The 18,100-nt window shown below is 35.4% G+C and carries 14 protein-coding genes; 6 read left to right on the forward strand and 8 right to left on the reverse strand.

What is annotated here, in order from left to right:
- Positions 1-240: 240 nt before the first annotated feature.
- The 6 genes from qatD to mnmE form a co-directional block, all read right to left on the reverse strand.
- Entirely contained in the window at positions 241-969 is a 729-nt protein-coding gene (gene qatD / locus JNG87_RS14775; protein ID WP_202839167.1) for a Qat anti-phage system TatD family nuclease QatD, read from the reverse strand.
- On the reverse strand, positions 962-2,287 hold the full coding sequence (qatC, locus tag JNG87_RS14780; RefSeq protein ID WP_202839169.1) for a Qat anti-phage system QueC-like protein QatC: 1,326 nt from the start codon (positions 2,285-2,287) through the stop codon (positions 962-964). Before qatC ends, qatD begins: the two co-directional genes overlap by 8 nt.
- On the reverse strand, positions 2,274-3,095 hold the full coding sequence (locus tag JNG87_RS14785; RefSeq protein WP_202839171.1) for a hypothetical protein: 822 nt from the start codon (positions 3,093-3,095) through the stop codon (positions 2,274-2,276). The genes qatC and JNG87_RS14785 overlap by 14 nt, the downstream gene beginning before the upstream one ends.
- On the reverse strand, positions 3,095-4,975 hold the full coding sequence (locus JNG87_RS14790) for a P-loop NTPase fold protein (RefSeq protein ID WP_202839173.1): 1,881 nt from the start codon (positions 4,973-4,975) through the stop codon (positions 3,095-3,097). The genes JNG87_RS14785 and JNG87_RS14790 overlap by 1 nt, the downstream gene beginning before the upstream one ends.
- 423 nt (positions 4,976-5,398) lie before the next feature.
- The gene (locus JNG87_RS14795; RefSeq protein ID WP_202839175.1) at positions 5,399-5,617 is read right to left on the reverse strand and encodes a hypothetical protein; all 219 of its coding nucleotides are present in this window, start codon (positions 5,615-5,617) and stop codon (positions 5,399-5,401) included.
- A gap of 162 nt (positions 5,618-5,779) precedes the next feature.
- Positions 5,780-7,165, reverse strand: coding sequence for a tRNA uridine-5-carboxymethylaminomethyl(34) synthesis GTPase MnmE (gene mnmE, locus JNG87_RS14800; RefSeq protein WP_110010585.1), 1,386 nt, complete (start codon positions 7,163-7,165; stop codon positions 5,780-5,782).
- Between the two features lie 497 nt (positions 7,166-7,662).
- Between mnmE and JNG87_RS14805 the strand changes: the two genes are divergently transcribed.
- Both JNG87_RS14805 and JNG87_RS14810 read left to right on the forward strand, forming a co-directional pair.
- Positions 7,663-8,664 carry a hypothetical protein gene (locus tag JNG87_RS14805; protein ID WP_202839178.1) on the forward strand — a complete coding sequence of 334 codons (1,002 nt, stop codon included), beginning with the start codon at positions 7,663-7,665 and terminating at the stop codon, positions 8,662-8,664.
- A 17-nt stretch (positions 8,665-8,681) separates the two neighbouring features.
- A complete protein-coding gene (locus JNG87_RS14810) occupies positions 8,682-9,197 on the forward strand; it encodes a hypothetical protein (RefSeq protein WP_062672123.1) in 516 nt (171 codons plus the stop codon).
- A 73-nt stretch (positions 9,198-9,270) separates the two neighbouring features.
- Here the strand turns inward: JNG87_RS14810 and JNG87_RS14815 are convergent, their stop codons facing one another.
- The gene (locus JNG87_RS14815; RefSeq protein ID WP_202839179.1) at positions 9,271-9,741 is read right to left on the reverse strand and encodes an Lrp/AsnC family transcriptional regulator; all 471 of its coding nucleotides are present in this window, start codon (positions 9,739-9,741) and stop codon (positions 9,271-9,273) included.
- Positions 9,742-9,883: 142 nt separating this feature from the next.
- On the opposite strand from JNG87_RS14815, the gene JNG87_RS14820 reads away from it, so the two are divergent.
- The 4 genes from JNG87_RS14820 (at position 9,884) to JNG87_RS14835 (ending at position 15,305) form a co-directional block, all read left to right on the forward strand.
- Entirely contained in the window at positions 9,884-11,272 is a 1,389-nt protein-coding gene (locus JNG87_RS14820) for an MFS transporter (RefSeq protein ID WP_202839181.1), read from the forward strand.
- A gap of 121 nt (positions 11,273-11,393) precedes the next feature.
- Positions 11,394-12,140: a metallophosphoesterase gene (locus tag JNG87_RS14825; protein ID WP_202839182.1), complete on the forward strand. Its 747-nt coding sequence runs from the start codon at positions 11,394-11,396 to the stop codon at positions 12,138-12,140.
- Between the two features lie 110 nt (positions 12,141-12,250).
- Positions 12,251-12,802 (forward strand): DUF2652 domain-containing protein, encoded by a 552-nt coding sequence (locus tag JNG87_RS14830; protein ID WP_110010596.1) that lies wholly within the window; start codon positions 12,251-12,253, stop codon positions 12,800-12,802.
- Between the two features lie 316 nt (positions 12,803-13,118).
- Positions 13,119-15,305, forward strand: coding sequence for a TonB-dependent receptor domain-containing protein (locus JNG87_RS14835; RefSeq protein ID WP_202839185.1), 2,187 nt, complete (start codon positions 13,119-13,121; stop codon positions 15,303-15,305).
- A 234-nt stretch (positions 15,306-15,539) separates the two neighbouring features.
- Here the strand turns inward: JNG87_RS14835 and JNG87_RS14840 are convergent, their stop codons facing one another.
- Entirely contained in the window at positions 15,540-17,750 is a 2,211-nt protein-coding gene (locus tag JNG87_RS14840; RefSeq protein ID WP_395974888.1) for a glycoside hydrolase family 3 C-terminal domain-containing protein, read from the reverse strand.
- Positions 17,751-18,100: the final 350 nt, after the last annotated feature.

Raw genomic sequence — 18,100 nt, forward strand, 5'->3', positions numbered from 1 at the left:
AGAGCAGGTGTTATAGATCTTAACTTGCTAATCATATAAATAGCAAGATAATTTCTCTTCCGGATTTAGTGAATTCTAATCTCAAATTCAAATTCCAAACCTTATGAACTGTTAAAGTTTTAATGGTTAATTGATATTCCATAAACCCAAATTTGTAAATATTTTTATACTAAATATTGTTTTAATTACGAAACTTTACTTCCTTTAATAATTGTTGTAAATTTAAAATTCAGACAATAACTATTTAATTTGAGAGAGTACATTATTAAAATTTGAACGAATTATTTTTTGAACTTCATCTTCATTTAACTTCCATTCTTTAGAAAAATAAGTTATTACAGAGCCTACTTGTCCAGGTTTTATTGGCAAATTGTTCTCAATAATGAAAGGGCCATCAGTTTCGGTTAATACAAGGTTTTGAGGTATTTTATCGATTATTTTTTTTCCTGAAGCAGATTTAATCATTGCAGGATTTATTGAGAAATAGTAGCCAGACTGCACAATTTCATCTATCAAATTCAATCCTCCCGAATACCAATGAAAGATCGCATTTCTAATTTTGTACTTCTTCAACAATTCTAAAACTTCTTTTTCAGCTCGTCTTGAATGTATACTTAAAATTTTTTTCTGACTTGCAATTGTATTTAATATCTTTTCAAAAATTTCTACCTGCAATTGTTTTGTACCAATGCCTTCCAAAGAAAAATCCAATCCTACTTCTCCTATGTATGAAGTTCTTGAAAGGTTTTTCAAAAATTTTGGAAACTCTTTTTTATGGTGTTCAGCATATAGTGGATGCATTCCTAAAGCTTGCCTAACTTTTACTTTATTTTGGAAAAAGGGATAACCTTTCTCGAAATGACTTGGTAAGTTTGTCATTGATAATATAGGAAAGCCCTCTTTTTCACATGCATCAAGAATATCAATAGGTTTAGGGTATAAATCAATATGACAATGAGTATCAATCATTTAATCCTGCTTTTAATTTAACTTCGTCATCACCTGTAATATTAACCCATCGTCTAAGCTCTTCTCTTGTTCTCCATACAACATCAACATATTCATATAGTTTAGAAAGGTTTTTAACACCATTCACGATTAACTCTTGCTTTATGTCTTCTTTTGTAAGTTCTCGGTTTAAGAAGTCTAAACAGGCACCTACATCTTGTGTTTTTTTCTTTAGAAATGGTGCTAAAGAATTTATTGAATTACCATAAGACGTTTCATCACTAATTGTCGTCAAGGATGCTTGTCTATACACACACGGCATGCAAATCCCACAGTGAGTTGCTGTTGGTTCTTCCCAATGGGCTCTATGTCCACGTTTTCCACAAGAATTTGACAGTGTTACCAAATTAACAAGATTAGTTTGATCTTCACAAGAGGCAACCATTTCTCCTTTAGTTTTGAACTCATAAGGATTATGAATAGAAGTTGTTATGGACAAACTATTCCAAATTGATAGCACTGTTTCAATTACAAAAGGATGAGTTGTTCTTGTACTACAAGAAGTCCTTCTTGAAGCACTAAGTGGATAATTTAATGAAACTGAACCATTTTCAGGAACAATAATACAGCTCGTATCAGTAGCTTGAGCTGCTAATAAAGCAAGACCAATAAATAAAAGTGATCTACTCCTAAAGGTAGTCTCTTTAGTCACATTAGTACTATCCATTGTTACTCTAATAGATGGAATATGTACAAACCTATCAGGATACATTTCTTCCATCTCGAGAATTATTCCTTTCTGATCTCCCTTAGGACCATGCATTTGTTTATCATAATGTGAAACAAATAATACTTTACCATTGGTTGATTTTAGAAAGTCCAGAGCACCTATTAATGAATCTAAACCTCCTGATAGTAAATTTACTTGCTCAAATGAAACTAAATATTCATGATCTAAATCTTTATAAGGTAGTTGGAGATTAACTATTCTGAAAGATACATCCCAGTAATCTCCAGTCAAAAATGATAGTAATTTATTTAAATGATCTTTATTGGCATTCCATTTAGCTATATCATGAACTGGAAAACTTACCTTAAGCTCTCTTGACCACCCATCTACAGAATTTTGTTTCCTTGCTACAAATCTATCTATTCCATATACTGAAGCACTAATTGTAAAAAAATCTAAAATTTCCTTTTTAACAAGATTTGCAAATGGAAGCAGAGGCTTAAAATCAATGTTAAGCACCGAATTTCCCCCATCATTATCACTAATGTTTATTATGCCAGCACCAGAAGCTGTATCATATAATAACTTTTCAACTTTAATTTGTTTCATTACAAATGATTTTTATTATTGAATCAAAGATTTTTTCGATTTCTATATTTCCTGCATTTCCTCTCCAGTCAATCCTTTCTATTGGTCTTTGAGTATTTAAAACTCTTACTTGTCCAAGAATGTCATCTTTGATTATTTTATAAGTTTCTTTAGCATTCTCAATACCTTTTTGTTGTTGAATCTTTTCTTCAAATCTTTGAGATAAATGCTCAAAAATATAGATTCCCCAAAATTTGCAAAGCAAGTCGGATAAACCTTTTCCCTCAACATACTCTTGAACAAGTTCTTCAAATTTTAGCAAATCGTTTCCTGTCAATTCTGCAAGTTCCTTCATTATTTCGCAAGAAGCATTATTAGCTGCGGTCTCATCCATTCCTTCATTTGTTTCAGAACAAAATACAAGAAGGAAATCCAAAACTTCTTGAAATGTCTTTCCTTGCAATGATCCAAAACCAATGTCAGTTAAGGTTTGTTGTAAACCAGTATTTCCAACTCTAGAAAAGAAATTGGCAATTTTACTAGCAGATCTAATTCCAGCTCTACCTATCGAAGAAGATCGACCACTAGTAATATTTGCTCTACCTCCGCCTGATTTAACAAGATTCCTATATGCAGACCTTAAGTGATTATTTCTTTTATCAATTATTCTACTATATTGTCTTGCTTGATCTTCAGGATTAATATTTTCATTATCTTCCAATTCTATTTCTCTCTCAATTGTTTTAGAAATATTAGTAATTGAAACATTTAAACTACCCCAATTTGGTTCACCGGATACACCAGGTGTCATTCTTTGTGTTGTACCCATTATTTTTTAGAATTTAATGCGTTATAAATTTGAGATGTTTTTTCAAACATACTATATAAAGATTTTATATTTGCATTTTTACCTTCAGCCAATGTAAAATCGTTACGAAGACTAAATGGTATCTTCTTATTGTCAGTTTTTTTAATGGCTCTGCCATACGATTCAATTACACCAGCCACATTTTGCACCATCATTTCAATAAATACTTTATGAATACTAGCATTTTCAGGATATTTAATTAGTTCCTTTTCAAGTAATGATAATAAGGTTTCATTGTCATTAGCATTAAGTTTTCCAATAACTTCTTGTGAAATGTCTTTTACTAATATACTTCCGGAACCATGATTAATTAATTTTTTGGTCAAGGTTCTAATATGCTGTGGTATTAATGAAGCGCCGCTAATTGTAGTGGAAAGTTGATCTCTCGAAATCCAATAATAATCTCTTAAATCAACGTTTGAAAGTTTAGGTTCAGTATTTAGCCATTTTATTACCTTTTCAGAAGCCCACTCTGATCTATATTGTTTTTTAATATCTTCTATTTTTTCTTCCCCTGCTAATATTTCAAGATCAATAAGTTGTTTTGGCTCCCCTTTTTGTAAAGATTGCCAATTATATATTTCTCTGAATAAGCTCGTTTCAGCATATTCTAATATCATGAGTTTAGCGAGAATGTCTGTTTTAAAGTCAGTTAACTTTGCGACCTTAACAAGTCTGTCCCTTAATGTAAAGGTGTTTAAAAATCTTTTTATTTGACGAGGATTACCTTTTAGTCCCTCCGTAATAATAGGTGATAGAGAAGCTATTAAAGATACACTTTCAATTAATTCTTTTTTTTGTTCTTCATTAACTAAATCCTGAATATCTCCTAAACCAAAAACATCATATCTATTGTCTCTTCTATTTTCCACAAAAGCATCAATTACTTTTTGAAAATCATTTCCCATAGCTTTTTTACAGAAAAGCATAGTCAAATAAGTTTCAACTTCATTATCAGTTAGTTTAGGTAAATAATATGGTATTTGGATGAGTTTTTCCAAGTAATCACTGACAATACGTTTATTTCTACTATCGGGGTCGTCAGCTTTTTCAATATTGTCAGTTTTATAACGATGTTCAATCGCATGCCTTACTATTCTTGGGTCAGCACCAATTACAAAAGCTGTTTTGTCAACATTTAAGAATAATTTAATAGCTTCTAGATTTTCTATGAGTCTATCAGGTGTACACCTATCTAAATCATCGATAATCACAACAAGTTTCTTGATCTCTGATTTATCTATCATTTCTTTGAAGTCATCCCGGAATTCTCTAACAATTGTTACGTCTTCATCTTCATTCTTTTTAATTATATCTTTTAAAAACTCTTCAGCCCCATCTCCCTTCAGTTTCTCAGCTAGATCTTTAGGTTTAAGTTGAGAAAATTCATTTAATAAAAATGGTAATAAAGAGGCTCCACCTGTTAAGTATGCTGCTGCTCCAGGAATAATAACTTTTTTGAAACTCAATCCTAATAAACGCATCCATTTAACAGATTTAAAAAGTTTTATTGTTTCATCCTTTACCTTATTTCCAATAGTTTTATGTTTAGCAAATTTTTCAATGATAGATTCTAATAACGCAGCTTTAGCATCATCGTATCCTTCAAATACCCATCCATTAAAATATAGTACTAAGGTTTCATCTTTAAACCCATCTTTAGCATCTCCTGTTAATTCTTTTTCTACAATTTTTAGAATGCTTGATTTTCCACTTCCCCAATCTCCAAATACCCCAATCGTTACTGGTAAAACTTTATCATCTTTGATTACATCAACCAGTAAGTCTGCATGTACTTTAAATCCCAAAAGATCTTCTGATGTTTCATTATCTGCCCACATATTATTGTTTAGCTTTTATTGATTTTTTTACGATAAACACTTCATTTAAAATTATCTCTATAATGAAAATTACTTCCACTATAGACTTTAAAAATAAATACCAAATGATATTCAATTGATTATAAAATAGATTAGAATTACTGGCTTGGTTTCCAGTTATGTTACGATAGTCTTCGAACTATATGCCAAGAAATGGTATAATTTAGTTTCATAATATTGAAAGTTTAATTTTGACGATCCAAAATTTTGAATTGCCTATTTTCACGGGTAGTAGTTTGCTACTAATTTATACAAAATAAATTAATTAAATTTAATAAACATTACGGCTTCCCGTAAATAAATTTACTTTACTATATTTTCAAAGAGGACTAAAATATCCAGCTTCCTGAATTCTTGAAAAAAGGTTGAACGATATTATAATTTTTAAATATCTATATCATCAAATATATTTCTTAGAGTATTTTTAAATGATTTTTCTTCTATTGAATTTAATACTCTTTCTGGTTTTATCGGTTTTTCAAAATCGTTTTCTTCAATCCAGTTTTTAGCCAATTCTATCTCCTTCTCAATCATTTCACAAATGGGTTTCTCTTCATTATATTCTTCTAAAAGAATATTCATTCTCTCAAAAAAATCCTCCATATGTTCCCCCGCTCCGCAAAGTCTCCAGACTTTGAGGCATTAATAAAGCTCCAAAGCTCAGAAACCACGAACAGGGACTTCAATAAACAAAAAAACAGCCTCAAAAAAGGCTGTTTTATATTTCGAATTCAAAATTCTTAAAATATGATAAAGAAGATTGGGTTATTTCCCAATACAAAACTTAGAAAAAATATTCCCCAGCACCTCATCATTGGTCACCTCTCCGGATATTTCTCCAAGATGTTCCAGGGCATTTCTAAGCTCATAAGCCAGTAATTCCGTAGAGATCTGGAAAGAGATCGCTTCTTTTACTTTATGAACCGCATCCATGGATTTTCTTAAGGCTTCAAAGTGTCGTTGATTGGTGATCACAACATTATTTTCTTCAGTTTTCAAATGTTCCACATACGAAGAAAGCTCATTTTTCAGATCCTGAATATTTTGATTTTCAACCGCTGAGATTTTGATAAAATCAAAATCGTGAGAAATGGCGTTTCTGAAAATATCTTCTACCGTTTCGTATTTTGTGGGAATTACTTCGTCAATTTTTGTTGCGCAGATAATCAGCTTCAGATCTTCTCTTAACAAAGATTGAATCATTTCAATATCTTCAGAAAAATCCTCGGTAGCAGCATCTGCCAGATACACCAGAATATTGGCGTTTTCTACTTTTTCTTTGGCTTTCTTTACCCCGATTGCTTCAATTTCATCTACCGTTTCACGAAGTCCGGCAGTGTCAATTAACCGGAAAGCATGACCTTTAATATGAAGAACTTCCTCAATGGTATCTCTCGTTGTTCCGGCAATATTACTCACAATCGCTCTTTCTTCCTTCAAAAGGGAGTTCAGCAGCGTAGACTTTCCAGCGTTCGGTTTTCCAATGATGGCAACCGCAGTTCCGTTTTTAATGGCATTTCCGTATTGGAAACTTTCAATCAACGAATTTAATTTGACTTCAATTTTATCCAGTAATCCGCTTAGGGCACTTCTGTCTGCAAATTCCACATCTTCTTCTGCAAAATCAAGTTCCAGTTCAATTAAGGAAACGAAATTTAAAAGGTCAGTCCTCAATACAGAGATTTCATTGGTGATTCCTCCTTTCAGCTGGTTGATGGCTACTTTTCTCGAAGCTTCATTTTCAGAGGCGATGACATCAGCAATCGCTTCTGCCTGAGAAAGGTCAATTCTGCCATTGATAAAAGCACGAAGGGTAAATTCCCCTGCTTTAGCCATTCTTGCCCCGTTTTTGATCAGGGTTTCAAGAATACGTTTTCCGATATGCGGAGAGCCGTGAAAAGCAATCTCCACAGAATTCTCAGTGGTGAAACTTTTCGGAGCCAGGAAAATAGAAAGCATCACCTCATCAATAGCTTCCTCCTCATCCATAAAATAACCGTAATGAATGGTATGAGATTTCTGTTTTTCCAGATTTTTGGCCGGAAAACTTTTCTGAACCACAGATAAAGCTTCATTTCCTGAAACACGGATGATGCCTAAAGCACCTATTCCATTGGCCGTAGCCAGTGCACATATCGTATCGTTATTCATGCTGCAAATTTACGGTTTTTAATGTGAATTTGAATGGACGTCTGTTATTCAGATTATCTATTGTTGTATTCAGTTAAAAACAGCTAAGGTTAAAAAAGGCTATGTTTTGAGGATGTGTTTGTATGAAAGATGTATTTGCTATATCAATAAATGCCTAATTATTTCTATTAAACATGTAAAGAAAATACCATTTGAAATATAAAATCCAGAAAATAATTCTGTTGAATATAGGTGCGATGTGAAGAGTGTAATTTGTTGTGGTGTAACAATTATAAGTGTTTTTTGATAGCCTTGGCAGTCATATATAGTGTTTAAATATCATATAAAAACGAAAAAATTAAACAGTTGTTTGGTATGTTAATTGTTGTTAGTGGGGTCGATGATGTTGAAAATTTAAATATTTTTTATTTAAATAATAATAATTTGTTAAAGTATTATAAATGTGTATGAATAACCTATTTTTTTTAAATATTAATAAAAAATTATCTTTTTTATTAATGTTCGTCTTCAGTACAACGGCTTATGCCCAGTGTATTCCTTACACCGGACAGGCGCTCACAAGCGGAAATACCTATTGTCTTAACGGAACCCTCAGTGTAACTACCAATATCAGCATCCCGAACGGAGCAACCCTTATCATTCAATCCGGACAATTGCAATCCAATAGTATCCAGGTCGATGGAGTGTTGGAAATTGGTGATGGTGCAAGTGTTAAATCCACAGGAACAGTGAAAGTAGGAACTTTCGGATCTCAGAAGAATTCAAAAATTACATTAGGAGCGAAATCCTTTCTATCCCTTGTAGGATCAGTGATTCAGGAAGATCCGTCATTTGGTGGTTTTTATCCCGGAACAACGTCAGTTATTGAAATGGGAACAAGCAGTGTGGTAGAGATTTGCGGAACATTTACCCAACAGTCTACCACCTATCCTTCTGTTGAATATGTAGGTATTTCTACCGGGAGAGCGTACTGTATTGCAAAAGCAGACGTAAGTGGCGGAGGAGGAGCTTCCATCATCAGTGATGACAGTCAGATCGTAGCTATTGTCATGGGATCCGTAATAGGACTAGGAATGGGGAATTCCAGTTTCTGTGGACCAAATGCAACAAAAGCAATGTGTCCCTCTCTTTGGCCTGAAGGATTGTCTGAAGCTAAAACAAGTTGTGGAAATGCACCCCTGATTATTGATGAGATCGATGGATTTTGTACAAAACCCGGCATTTCAGGAACCCCTGACGGATATACAAAATTCGGAATTACCGTACAGCAGAAAAGCGATTCGTGGCCTGAAAATATTCCTAATGGATTTCTGGCTATGGAATCAAAAAATAAAGGTTTTGTGATTACCAGAGTTCAGCATGTAAGCCAGACGCCACAGCCCGGAGATGCCATCGCAGAACCGAAAGAAGGAATGCTTCTGTATGATATTCAGGATAAATGTGTGAAGCTTTATAACGGAACTGAGTGGAACTGTGTACAAAGAAGCTGTAATGATTAATCTAACCGATAAATAGTATGAAAAATATAAGAAATATAAGTATAGCAGTTGCTTTAATCGTTTTCAATTCAGTTTTTGCGCAAGTAGCGATTGGTAAACAGACTGTAGATGGAAACAGTACTATATTAGATTTTGATAATACATCAGGAAATACAAAAGGTTTAATTCTTCCCGCTACCTCAGGATTTCCTGCAGGATCTCTGGTGAACGGAACATTCATCTTTGATGTAACAGATAATAAAGTGAAGGTCTACGAAAATGATGCGTGGAAATCCTTGTCAGATACCGGAAGTTCAAGTGCAATTGCTGCTAATAATTCTGCTGAAATAGGGAAGGGAGTGATTATGGGTGAAGCTACAAGTTCTGCTGATGGCGTATTGGTGCTGGAATCTCAGAATAAAGCGATGATTCTTCCTCAGATAGCCACGCCGCATCTTAATGTAAAAAATCCATATCCGGGAATGATGTGCTATGATACAACCAGTAAAACACTGGCGGTATTTGATGGCTCAGTCTGGAATTACTGGAAATAAACAATAAGCTAATCCGGAATATTCCGTTGAAAAGAAAAAAGCAGCCATGTACAATACGCGGCTGCTTTTTAGCTTAAATAATCTGCACACTTTCCTTAATGCTGTTCATGACAAAAATGCTCTTCGTCTGGCCGATTCCTTCAATTTCTGATAATTTGTTCACGAAAAACTCATGAAATTCATCCATATTGGGAGCAAGGATCTTCAGCATAAAGTCAAAATCACCGCTGATATTGTAAAATTCTACCACTTCCTTCAATCTGCCCACTTCCTCAATGAATTTTCCCGCAGTTTTCTTGTTGTGAACATTTAAAGCGATCATACAGATCACCATCATTCCTTTATTAACCTTTTTACGGTCAACCACAGCAGTATACTCTTTAATGATTCCCTGTTTTTCCATACGTTTGATACGCTCATGCGTAGGAGTAGGACTCAGATTGATTCTTGCCGAAATATCACGGACACTCATCTTTGCGTCTTTCTGAAGCAGACGGAGAATGGATAAGTCTTTTTCATCGGGAATATAATTTTCAGTTGCCATTTTGTTCTGTTTTTATAGGTTTTTTATAGTGTATCAGATGTTTTGTTCTTTTGAATATTTTAAATATTCAATATTGTTCCAAATTTAAGGTTAAATTTTCAAATACGTTCTGTTAATTTTAATTTTGCAGGAAATTTGAAACATGGATACAAGGAAGAATGTAATATTAATTTTAGCATCGGTAGGAACATTTGTAGAGGCGTTGGATATTGCCATTATTAATTTGACCATTCCTTCTATTCAGCAGCAGTTTCAGATTGGAGCAGAGACGGTTCAGTGGCTGCAGACACTTTATGTATTGTTCTTTGGCGGATTTCTGATCATTGGAGGAAAGCTTTCAGATCAGATCGGAAGAAAAAAAATGTTTTTATGGGGAGCGCTGATTTTTATGCTGACTTCGTTAGGAGCCGGACTATCTCAGAACTTTGAAGTGCTGGCGGTATTCCGTGCTTTACAGGGACTGGGAGCAGCATTGGTAATGCCTTCTGCACTGTCTATCGTGACCAATACTTTCAGAGGAGAGCAGGAGAGAAACCGTGCCATCGGAATTTTCAGTTCATTTGCTGCCATTGGTTCAGGAAGTGGTCTTTCAGTAGGAGGAATCATCAGTACTTACCTGAGCTGGCATTGGGTTTTCCTCATCAATGTTCCTATTCTTTTGATCACATTGGTGCTGTCGTACTATTATCTGCCAACCGATGAAAAAAGCGAAACCGCTCAGAAAACAGATATGGTTTCAGGAATATTGATGGTGTTTGGATTGCTAAGCCTGACTTACGGAACACATGAATTGGTTCACATCAAAGAACAGCCTTTCCTGGTAACAGGTTCTTTAATACTCGCTTTAGTACTTCTTGTTATGGTGTACTATCGTTTAAAATCCGTTGCAGAGCCATTGGTAGATTTAAAACTGTTTAAACACAGATCTTTAGTAGTTTCCAATGCTGTATTCTTTACTCTGGGAGCATTTTTTATCGGATTTTTATTCCTGATTTCACTGATGCTTCAGAAAGATATGGGCTACAGCGCTGCTTCCGCAGGGTTAATGCTTGTTCCGTTCAGTATTCTGTCAGCGTTAACCGCTAAATTCATTTTGCCGTATGTATCCAAACGTCTCAGCTCATCTCAAATGGGTGTTTTGGGATGGTTGTTTATGCTTGCCGGTGGTTTGCTGCTCTTAATTTCTGTATATGCAGGACATCCGCTGACTATGGTTTTGTTTGGAGCGGCATGTATTTCAGGAATAGGAATGACGTTCTGTTTTACCGCACTTTCAGTAATGGGAATTCAGGATGTTGAGCCGGCACATTACGGATTGGCATCAAGTTTGAGCTCTACAAGTTACTTTTTGGGAGCAGGAATCGGATTGTCGTTTATGACCTTAATGAGCCAGATCTTTCCGTCAGAACTTTCTGTGGGAAGCCTGAATCTGATTATTTTGATCAGTTACGCTTTACTGGCTCTAGGAATGTTATTTTATTTTATATTGAAAAGCATAAAAGTGAAGCAGGCAGAAGTAGCCGTTTCATAACGAGCAGCCTTAAAAATACACAAACTATATGACGAAAGAATCGGTGCTTAGGGGCCGGTTCTTTTTTTTTGATTTTTGCTATTCTGCTTTCCTTTATTACCTTTGCTGTTTACTATATATCATGAAAATACAGGTTATCAGCGATCTTCACCGGGAATTTGGGAGTACAGAATTATATTTTGATCATGCTGATATAATTGTGCTGGCAGGAGATGTCAATCTGGGAACCAAAGGAATTGAATGGATAAAAGAAACTATATCCGATAAACCTGTCATCTATGTTTTGGGCAATCATGAATATTATAAAGGCTCATATCCGAAAACACTTCACAAGATTAAAGAAGCAGCCCTGGGTTCCAATGTTTATGTGCTGGAAAATTCATTTATAGACATTGAAGGTATTCGTTTTCATGGAGCCACTTTATGGACGGATTTTTCCATCTTTGGAAATCCTGTTCAGTACGGAATGCTTTGTCAATCTAAGATGAATGACTATAAAATGATCAGAAGAGATCCTTCCTATTCGAAAATGAGAACATTGGATACCTTTAAAATTCATCAGCTTTCAAAACAATGGCTAAAAGAAAGTCTTGAAGACTCAAAAGGACTTGAAAATATTGTCGTTACCCATCATGCACCCAGCATACAGTCAGTTCCAGAACATTACAAAAATGATCCTTTAACAGCGGCCTATGCTTCTGATCTGGAAGATTTCATCAAAGAATATCAGCCTCTGTACTGGATTCACGGGCATATTCATACTCCCGTAAGATATAAGATCGGAGAAACGGAAATTATCTGTAATCCTCATGGTTATATTGATGAAAAATATAATGGATATGATAAGGAGCTGATGATTGTTGTTTAAAAATAGAAGTAAAATTTCCGCAGGATTTTTTTTAATGTCTTAAAATGATAAAGTAAAATTGAATCAGCTTCGTCTGTAATGATGAAGCAGGTTTTTAATCCATTATCATTATGAAGACAACTATACAGGAGGGGATTATTCTCATTCCGGATTTCAGCGGATTTACTGAATTTGTGTTCAATACAAAATTGTATACAGGCGAGTATATTGTACGGCAATTACTGTCGACACTCATTGATGTGAACGATCAGTATTTTGAAATTTCCGAGATTGAGGGAGATGCCATTTTATTTTACCGTTATGATGAAAATCCGTCTTACCAGAGTATTTCAACAATGCTGTGGAAGATGCGAACTGCTTTCAACAGGAAAATAGAAGAGTTAAGTAAAAGTTTAAGTACCAAAATTGATCTGGCTCTCAAGTTTATTGTTCATTACGGATCTTTTTCACAGTACAATATCGGAAACTTCAGAAAATTATATGGAAAAACAATCGTGGAGGCTCATCAGCTTCTGAAAAACGGAGTCGCTGAACAGCCTTCTTATGCACTTTTCAGTAATTCTTTTCTGGAAAGCAGCAGGAATAAAGAATCCGGTTTTAATAAAGATCCGCTTCGTCTGCCTGAAGTTGGTGTTATTCATTACTTTGAAAGTGTAAACTAGCATATATTTTTTAATAGTAATCCTTGTCAATTTGCTATTGCTAACGGCCCGGGTGAGATCCGGGCTTTTTGCTTGTCAAATTGTTGGAATTAAAATAAATTTTCAATTTCGTATAAATACTGTTTTTTAAGAATATTTATAATGGAAGTGAGTTTTATTGGTTTGATTTATTGAAAAATTTACATCGTTTTTAAATTTATGTTTATGTTTTAATTGTTATATGCTTGAAAATTAAATAATTATTTTGCTTTTTTTTACTTTTTAATGTAACATATTAATGAAGATAGTGGTCTTATAGAAAAAACTATAATTTCACATGAAAATACTATTATTTCCCATAGCAATATTAGCAGGCGTATCAGCAATGGCCCAACAAGCTCCAGCTCCGGCTGCCAACGATACTGTAAAAGGAAATGCAAAAGAAATAGAAGCGGTTACTCTGGTTGCCAGAAAGCCAACCGTAGAATCTAAAGTAGACAGAACTGTATTTAATGTAGCGAATAGTGCAATTCTGGCGGGAAATACAACATGGGATGTGCTGAGAATGACTCCTCTGGTAAGTATTGATAACAATGATGAGGTAAAAGCTGAGGGACAATTGGTTACCGTATATATCAATGATAGGAAATCTGTTTTTACAGGTAAGGAGCTCAAGGAATATCTTAAAACAATTCCTGCCGATAACCTGATGAAAATTGAAGTGATCACCAGCCCGTCTTCCCGTTATGAAACTTCCGGTTCCGTAATCAATATTGTCCTTAAAAAAAGGGATGATGAAGGATTAAAAGGAAGCATATCTCTCAACAACAGACAAAGTACCAAAAACTCGCAATACACGAATTTCAACCTGAACTACCATAAGAAAAAGTTTACCCAAACCCTTATAGGAGGTTATAATAACGGAACTTATGTACAGACGAATCAGACATGGGATAACCGCTATGCGGAAAATAAACTGACACAGTTTAATCTGAAAAATGTAATGAGAAATGAAAGCCCTTCTGTTTCTTCCACTTCGGAGTTTGAAATTAATGATAAAAATAACTTCGGGCTTGTACTGGAATATTCACAAAACAGGAATTTTCATACTGCAGAATCTGATGGGGCCACTACAAAAGACGGAGATCCGGGAGAATCTTTCCTTCAGAACCAAAACAACTGGGGATTCAGCCGTAATCTGGGGACTAATGCTTTCTACAAATATTATGATAAAGAAAAGAACAGAATCTTAGATATTAATTTAGGAACCAATTATTCCAGTGATAATAATGATAATCTGATCGACAAGCAAATTACTAAGCAAGGGGTGATAACCCATCAGCAGCTGGGCGTTATCAGTAGCAATCAGATGCGTAATTATTATCTGAAAGTTGATTATACACAACCTTTTGGTAAATCGGGTGGCACCATGGAAGTAGGAGGGAAGACCGAAATAAACAACCATGTTATTCCTAACAGCCTGTATGGATTCAGCATTGATAATGCCATCCCGGAATTCGCTAATCTTTCCCGCAATGACAGATTCCATTATGAAGATCATCTGAGCTCCTTATATGCCAATTACAGCAAGACATTTTTTGAAAAACTGGAAACCAGAGTCGGAATCCGTTACGAATATATTGATTATAAAGTAAGACAGGATGTAGCAGGTACGGAAAGAAGGGATTCTTACGGCTCTTTTCTTCCCAACTTATTGCTGAAATATAGTTTTTCAGAGAAATTTGACCTGAGTCTTACCTACAACCGAAGCATTTGGAGACCCTGGTATTCTGAATTTAATCCCTTCCTTATGCCTGAAATTAACGGAACGTATTCCAGAGGAAACCTTTATCTGAATCCTAACCCGAATGACAGGCTTTATCTGAAGTTCGGAATTCTGAAAAAGTACTTTATCTCTGCAAGATATATGCACACGAATCAGGATTACTGGACGACTTACGTAACGGAAAATGGCAGAACAGTTTCATTGCCGGGGAACTTTGATGGAAAGGTTGAAAAATACTACCTATTTGCCAATACCAATCAGAATTTCCTGAAAAATAAACTGAATGTGAATGCCGGATTTGGATGGTACTACATTAATAATAAGGATTTTAACGAGAAGAATAAATTGGGAGCTAAGGATTATATCAGCTATTGGGGAGCCTCAGCGAATATATCTTATACTAATCTGTTTAATAAAAACATTAATGTAAGTGCATGGATGGAACTTGCCAATCAGAATAACGGTAACTCATATGCCAACAATACCAATGTTTTCCATAATATTTCAGTGACTAAAATATTCCCGAAAACCCAGATGGAGCTGAGCATGCAGCTGATGAACATCTTTAAAAGGCCTTATGGCGATAACACAACATACAGCGCGGACGGAACTTTCAGAGAGTACTCAAAATGGGACTGGTATGGAGTTTCTCTTACTTTTGTAAAGCGTTTTGGAAACCAGAAGGTAAAGGAGAATACAAAAACCGACGTAGAGAAAAACGGCGGCGGCGGAAAATAATTCAGGATTTGTTAGATATAATGAAAGCAGGTTTCCAATTGGGAATCTGCTTTTTATTTCTGGCTGGAAGCTGGAAGCTAGAAGCTAGAAGCACTGAGGTACGTCCTTGATTGTCTATAAAAATCTGTGAAATCTCTGTAATCTTTGGGAGAAAAATTAAAAAAAACAGATCCCAATCCGGAATCTGTTTGCATTCTATCAAATAATTATAAATAGAGTTTATACTCAGTTTTTCTATTTAAGAGTAAATTTCACTTTGGTTTTAATGGCATCTGAAGAATTTCCAATAAGAGCTTCAAAGTCTCCGGGCTCAGCTACCCAATCGTGTTTTTGAGCATCAAAATAACTTAAAGCCGTTTTATCAATGGTGAAAGTCACTTCTTTCTGTTCTCCCGGATTCAGGTATATTTTTTCAAAACCTTTCAATTCTTTTGCAGGGCGTGGAACAGAAGATTTTAAATCACTGATATAAAGCTGCGCCACTTCAGCACCTGCCTTTTTACCTGTATTTTTAACGGTTACTGTAAATGTGATTTTACCATCCTGTGAAATAGTAGTCTGGTCTGCTTTTGCTTTTCCGAATTCAAAAGTAGTGTAGCTCAAACCATGCCCGAAGCTGAACAGTGGTTTTATATTTTTGGTATCATGCCAGCGATACCCTACAAAAATGCTTTCGTTGTACGTAATATTGATAGGATTTTTCTGGTCTTTTCCTTTTCCTGCAGCTAACTCATCTTTCTGCCCCGGATATTCTCCAAGCTGGTGTGCTGCATTGTCTTCAAGTTTTACCGGAAATGTAAACGGAAGTTTTCCTGATGGGTTGGCATCTCCTGCTAAAATGGCTGCAATAGAATTTCCGGCCTCGGATCCAAGATACCAGGCTTGTACAACCGTTGGAACTTCTTTGATCCACGGCATGGCCACTGCATTTCCGGAAACTAAAACCACAGCAAGGTTTTTGTTCGCTTTGGCCAGAGCAGAGATGATTTGATCCTGATTGTAAGGCAGTCCATAGCTTTTTCTGTCGTTTCCTTCACTGTCCTGGAAGTCCGCTTTGTTCAGTCCGCCTACGAAAATGACGTAATCTGATTTTTTTGCCAATTCTATGGCTTCATTCAATAATTCAGCCTCAGATCGGGTGTCTTTTAAATCCTGTCCGGATTTTACTCCGTTATATTCTCCTCCGATATCTCCTACATAGCCTCTTGCGTACTGTACATCAGCCTGTTTTCCGAATCTGGATTTGATTCCGTCTAAAGGAAGTGTTTCATATTTCACTTTTAAAGATGAAGAACCACCGCCAACAGTCATTATTTTGATGGCATTTTCACCAATAACCGCTATTTTTTTAGCCTTATTAAGATCAATCGGAAGAATATTCCCCTGATTTTTCAATAAAACAATTCCTTCTTCTCCGATTTCTTTGGCAATGGCTTTATGCTCTTCAGAAGCAATATTTCCGAAAGGCTTGTTGCGGTTCATCGTTGTTTTGTAGGCAAGACGAAGTAATCTTGTTACTTTGTCATCCAATTCTTTAGTTCCTACTTTTCCTGCTTTAATCAAATCAAGGTAAGGCTTTGCCAGATAATAATTGTCATAGGCATTTTTAGTTCCTGCAGAAAGTCCGTTGGTCCATGAGCCGAATTCAAGATCAAGACCATTGTGGATAGCTTGTTCTGTATTGTTTACAGCACCCCAGTCGGATACCACTACGCCTTTATAATTCCATTCTTTCTTTAAAATATCATTTAAAAGATATTGATTCTGGCTGGCATACTGGCCTTTATACATGTCGTAAGCTCCCATGATCGTCCACGAATCACCTTCTGTTACCGCTGCTTTAAAGGCAGGAAGGTAAATTTCATACAATGCTCTGTCATCCACATTCACATTGCTTGTATGACGGAACATTTCCTGATTGTTCAGAGCAAAATGTTTTACAGAAGTTGCCACTCCGTTAGATTGCACACCTTTAATATAAGGAACCACCATCTTGGATGTCAGATAAGGATCTTCACCCATGTATTCAAAATTTCTGCCGTTTAGTGGAGTTCTGTAAATATTAACTCCAGGTCCCAGAAGAATATCTTTTTTTCTGTAGCGGGCTTCTTCACCCAATGCTTTCCCATAGTTCCATGACATTTTTTTGTTCCAGGTTGCGGATAAAGCAGTCAGGGCAGGGTAGGCGATAATAGAATCGTTGGTCCATCCGGCCTGATCCCATTCGTCCCACATTACTTCAGGACGAACCCCGTGCGGGCCATCTGTAGTCCAGAATTCAGGAATTCCCAATCTCGGAACACCCGGTGAACTGAATTTGGACTGTGCGTGAAGCATAGCCACTTTTTCTTCCAGGGTCATTCTTGATAGTGCATCCTGAATGCGCTGTTCAACAGGTTTGGATTCATCCAGATAAACAGGAATGGTAGTATTAGTCTGAGCCATATAAGAAGCAGAAATAAAGGTGAATAAACTTATAATGACGGTTTTCTTTAACATAATGCCTTACTATTTGATTAAAAACAAAAATAGAGAAAATTTTTATTATCTCAAATTGAGAAAATAAAAAATTGATAAATAAAAAAACTGCCTGATTATTTGCAGACAGCTTATTATTAAATATTGTATTTGTAAATGCGGAAAACTGAAGAGAAGTTGATGTTGAGACATCAAAGTGAAAAGGCTGAAAGCAAAATTGCAAAATGGTAAAAGACGAATGAAGCTACTCTCATATACTTTCATTCAACACCTCGAATCTTACAACACTCCTAGCACAGTGTTTAGATTCCTATGGA

This window comes from Chryseobacterium cucumeris (assembly GCF_016775705.1).
GTDB lineage: Bacteria > Bacteroidota > Bacteroidia > Flavobacteriales > Weeksellaceae > Chryseobacterium > Chryseobacterium cupriresistens.

Coding starts and splice junctions, on each gene's coding strand:
- qatD (WP_202839167.1), bottom strand. CDS start 969: ATGATTGATACTCATTGTCATATTGATTTATACCCTAAACCTATTGAT.
- qatC (WP_202839169.1), bottom strand. CDS start 2,287: ATGAAACAAATTAAAGTTGAAAAGTTATTATATGATACAGCTTCTGGT.
- JNG87_RS14785 (WP_202839171.1), bottom strand. CDS start 3,095: ATGGGTACAACACAAAGAATGACACCTGGTGTATCCGGTGAACCAAAT.
- JNG87_RS14790 (WP_202839173.1), bottom strand. CDS start 4,975: ATGTGGGCAGATAATGAAACATCAGAAGATCTTTTGGGATTTAAAGTA.
- JNG87_RS14795 (WP_202839175.1), bottom strand. CDS start 5,617: ATGGAGGATTTTTTTGAGAGAATGAATATTCTTTTAGAAGAATATAAT.
- mnmE (WP_110010585.1), bottom strand. CDS start 7,165: ATGAATAACGATACGATATGTGCACTGGCTACGGCCAATGGAATAGGT.
- JNG87_RS14805 (WP_202839178.1), top strand. CDS start 7,663: ATGTTCGTCTTCAGTACAACGGCTTATGCCCAGTGTATTCCTTACACC.
- JNG87_RS14810 (WP_062672123.1), top strand. CDS start 8,682: ATGAAAAATATAAGAAATATAAGTATAGCAGTTGCTTTAATCGTTTTC.
- JNG87_RS14815 (WP_202839179.1), bottom strand. CDS start 9,741: ATGGCAACTGAAAATTATATTCCCGATGAAAAAGACTTATCCATTCTC.
- JNG87_RS14820 (WP_202839181.1), top strand. CDS start 9,884: ATGGATACAAGGAAGAATGTAATATTAATTTTAGCATCGGTAGGAACA.
- JNG87_RS14825 (WP_202839182.1), top strand. CDS start 11,394: ATGAAAATACAGGTTATCAGCGATCTTCACCGGGAATTTGGGAGTACA.
- JNG87_RS14830 (WP_110010596.1), top strand. CDS start 12,251: ATGAAGACAACTATACAGGAGGGGATTATTCTCATTCCGGATTTCAGC.
- JNG87_RS14835 (WP_202839185.1), top strand. CDS start 13,119: ATGAAAATACTATTATTTCCCATAGCAATATTAGCAGGCGTATCAGCA.
- JNG87_RS14840 (WP_395974888.1), bottom strand. CDS start 17,750: ATGGCTCAGACTAATACTACCATTCCTGTTTATCTGGATGAATCCAAA.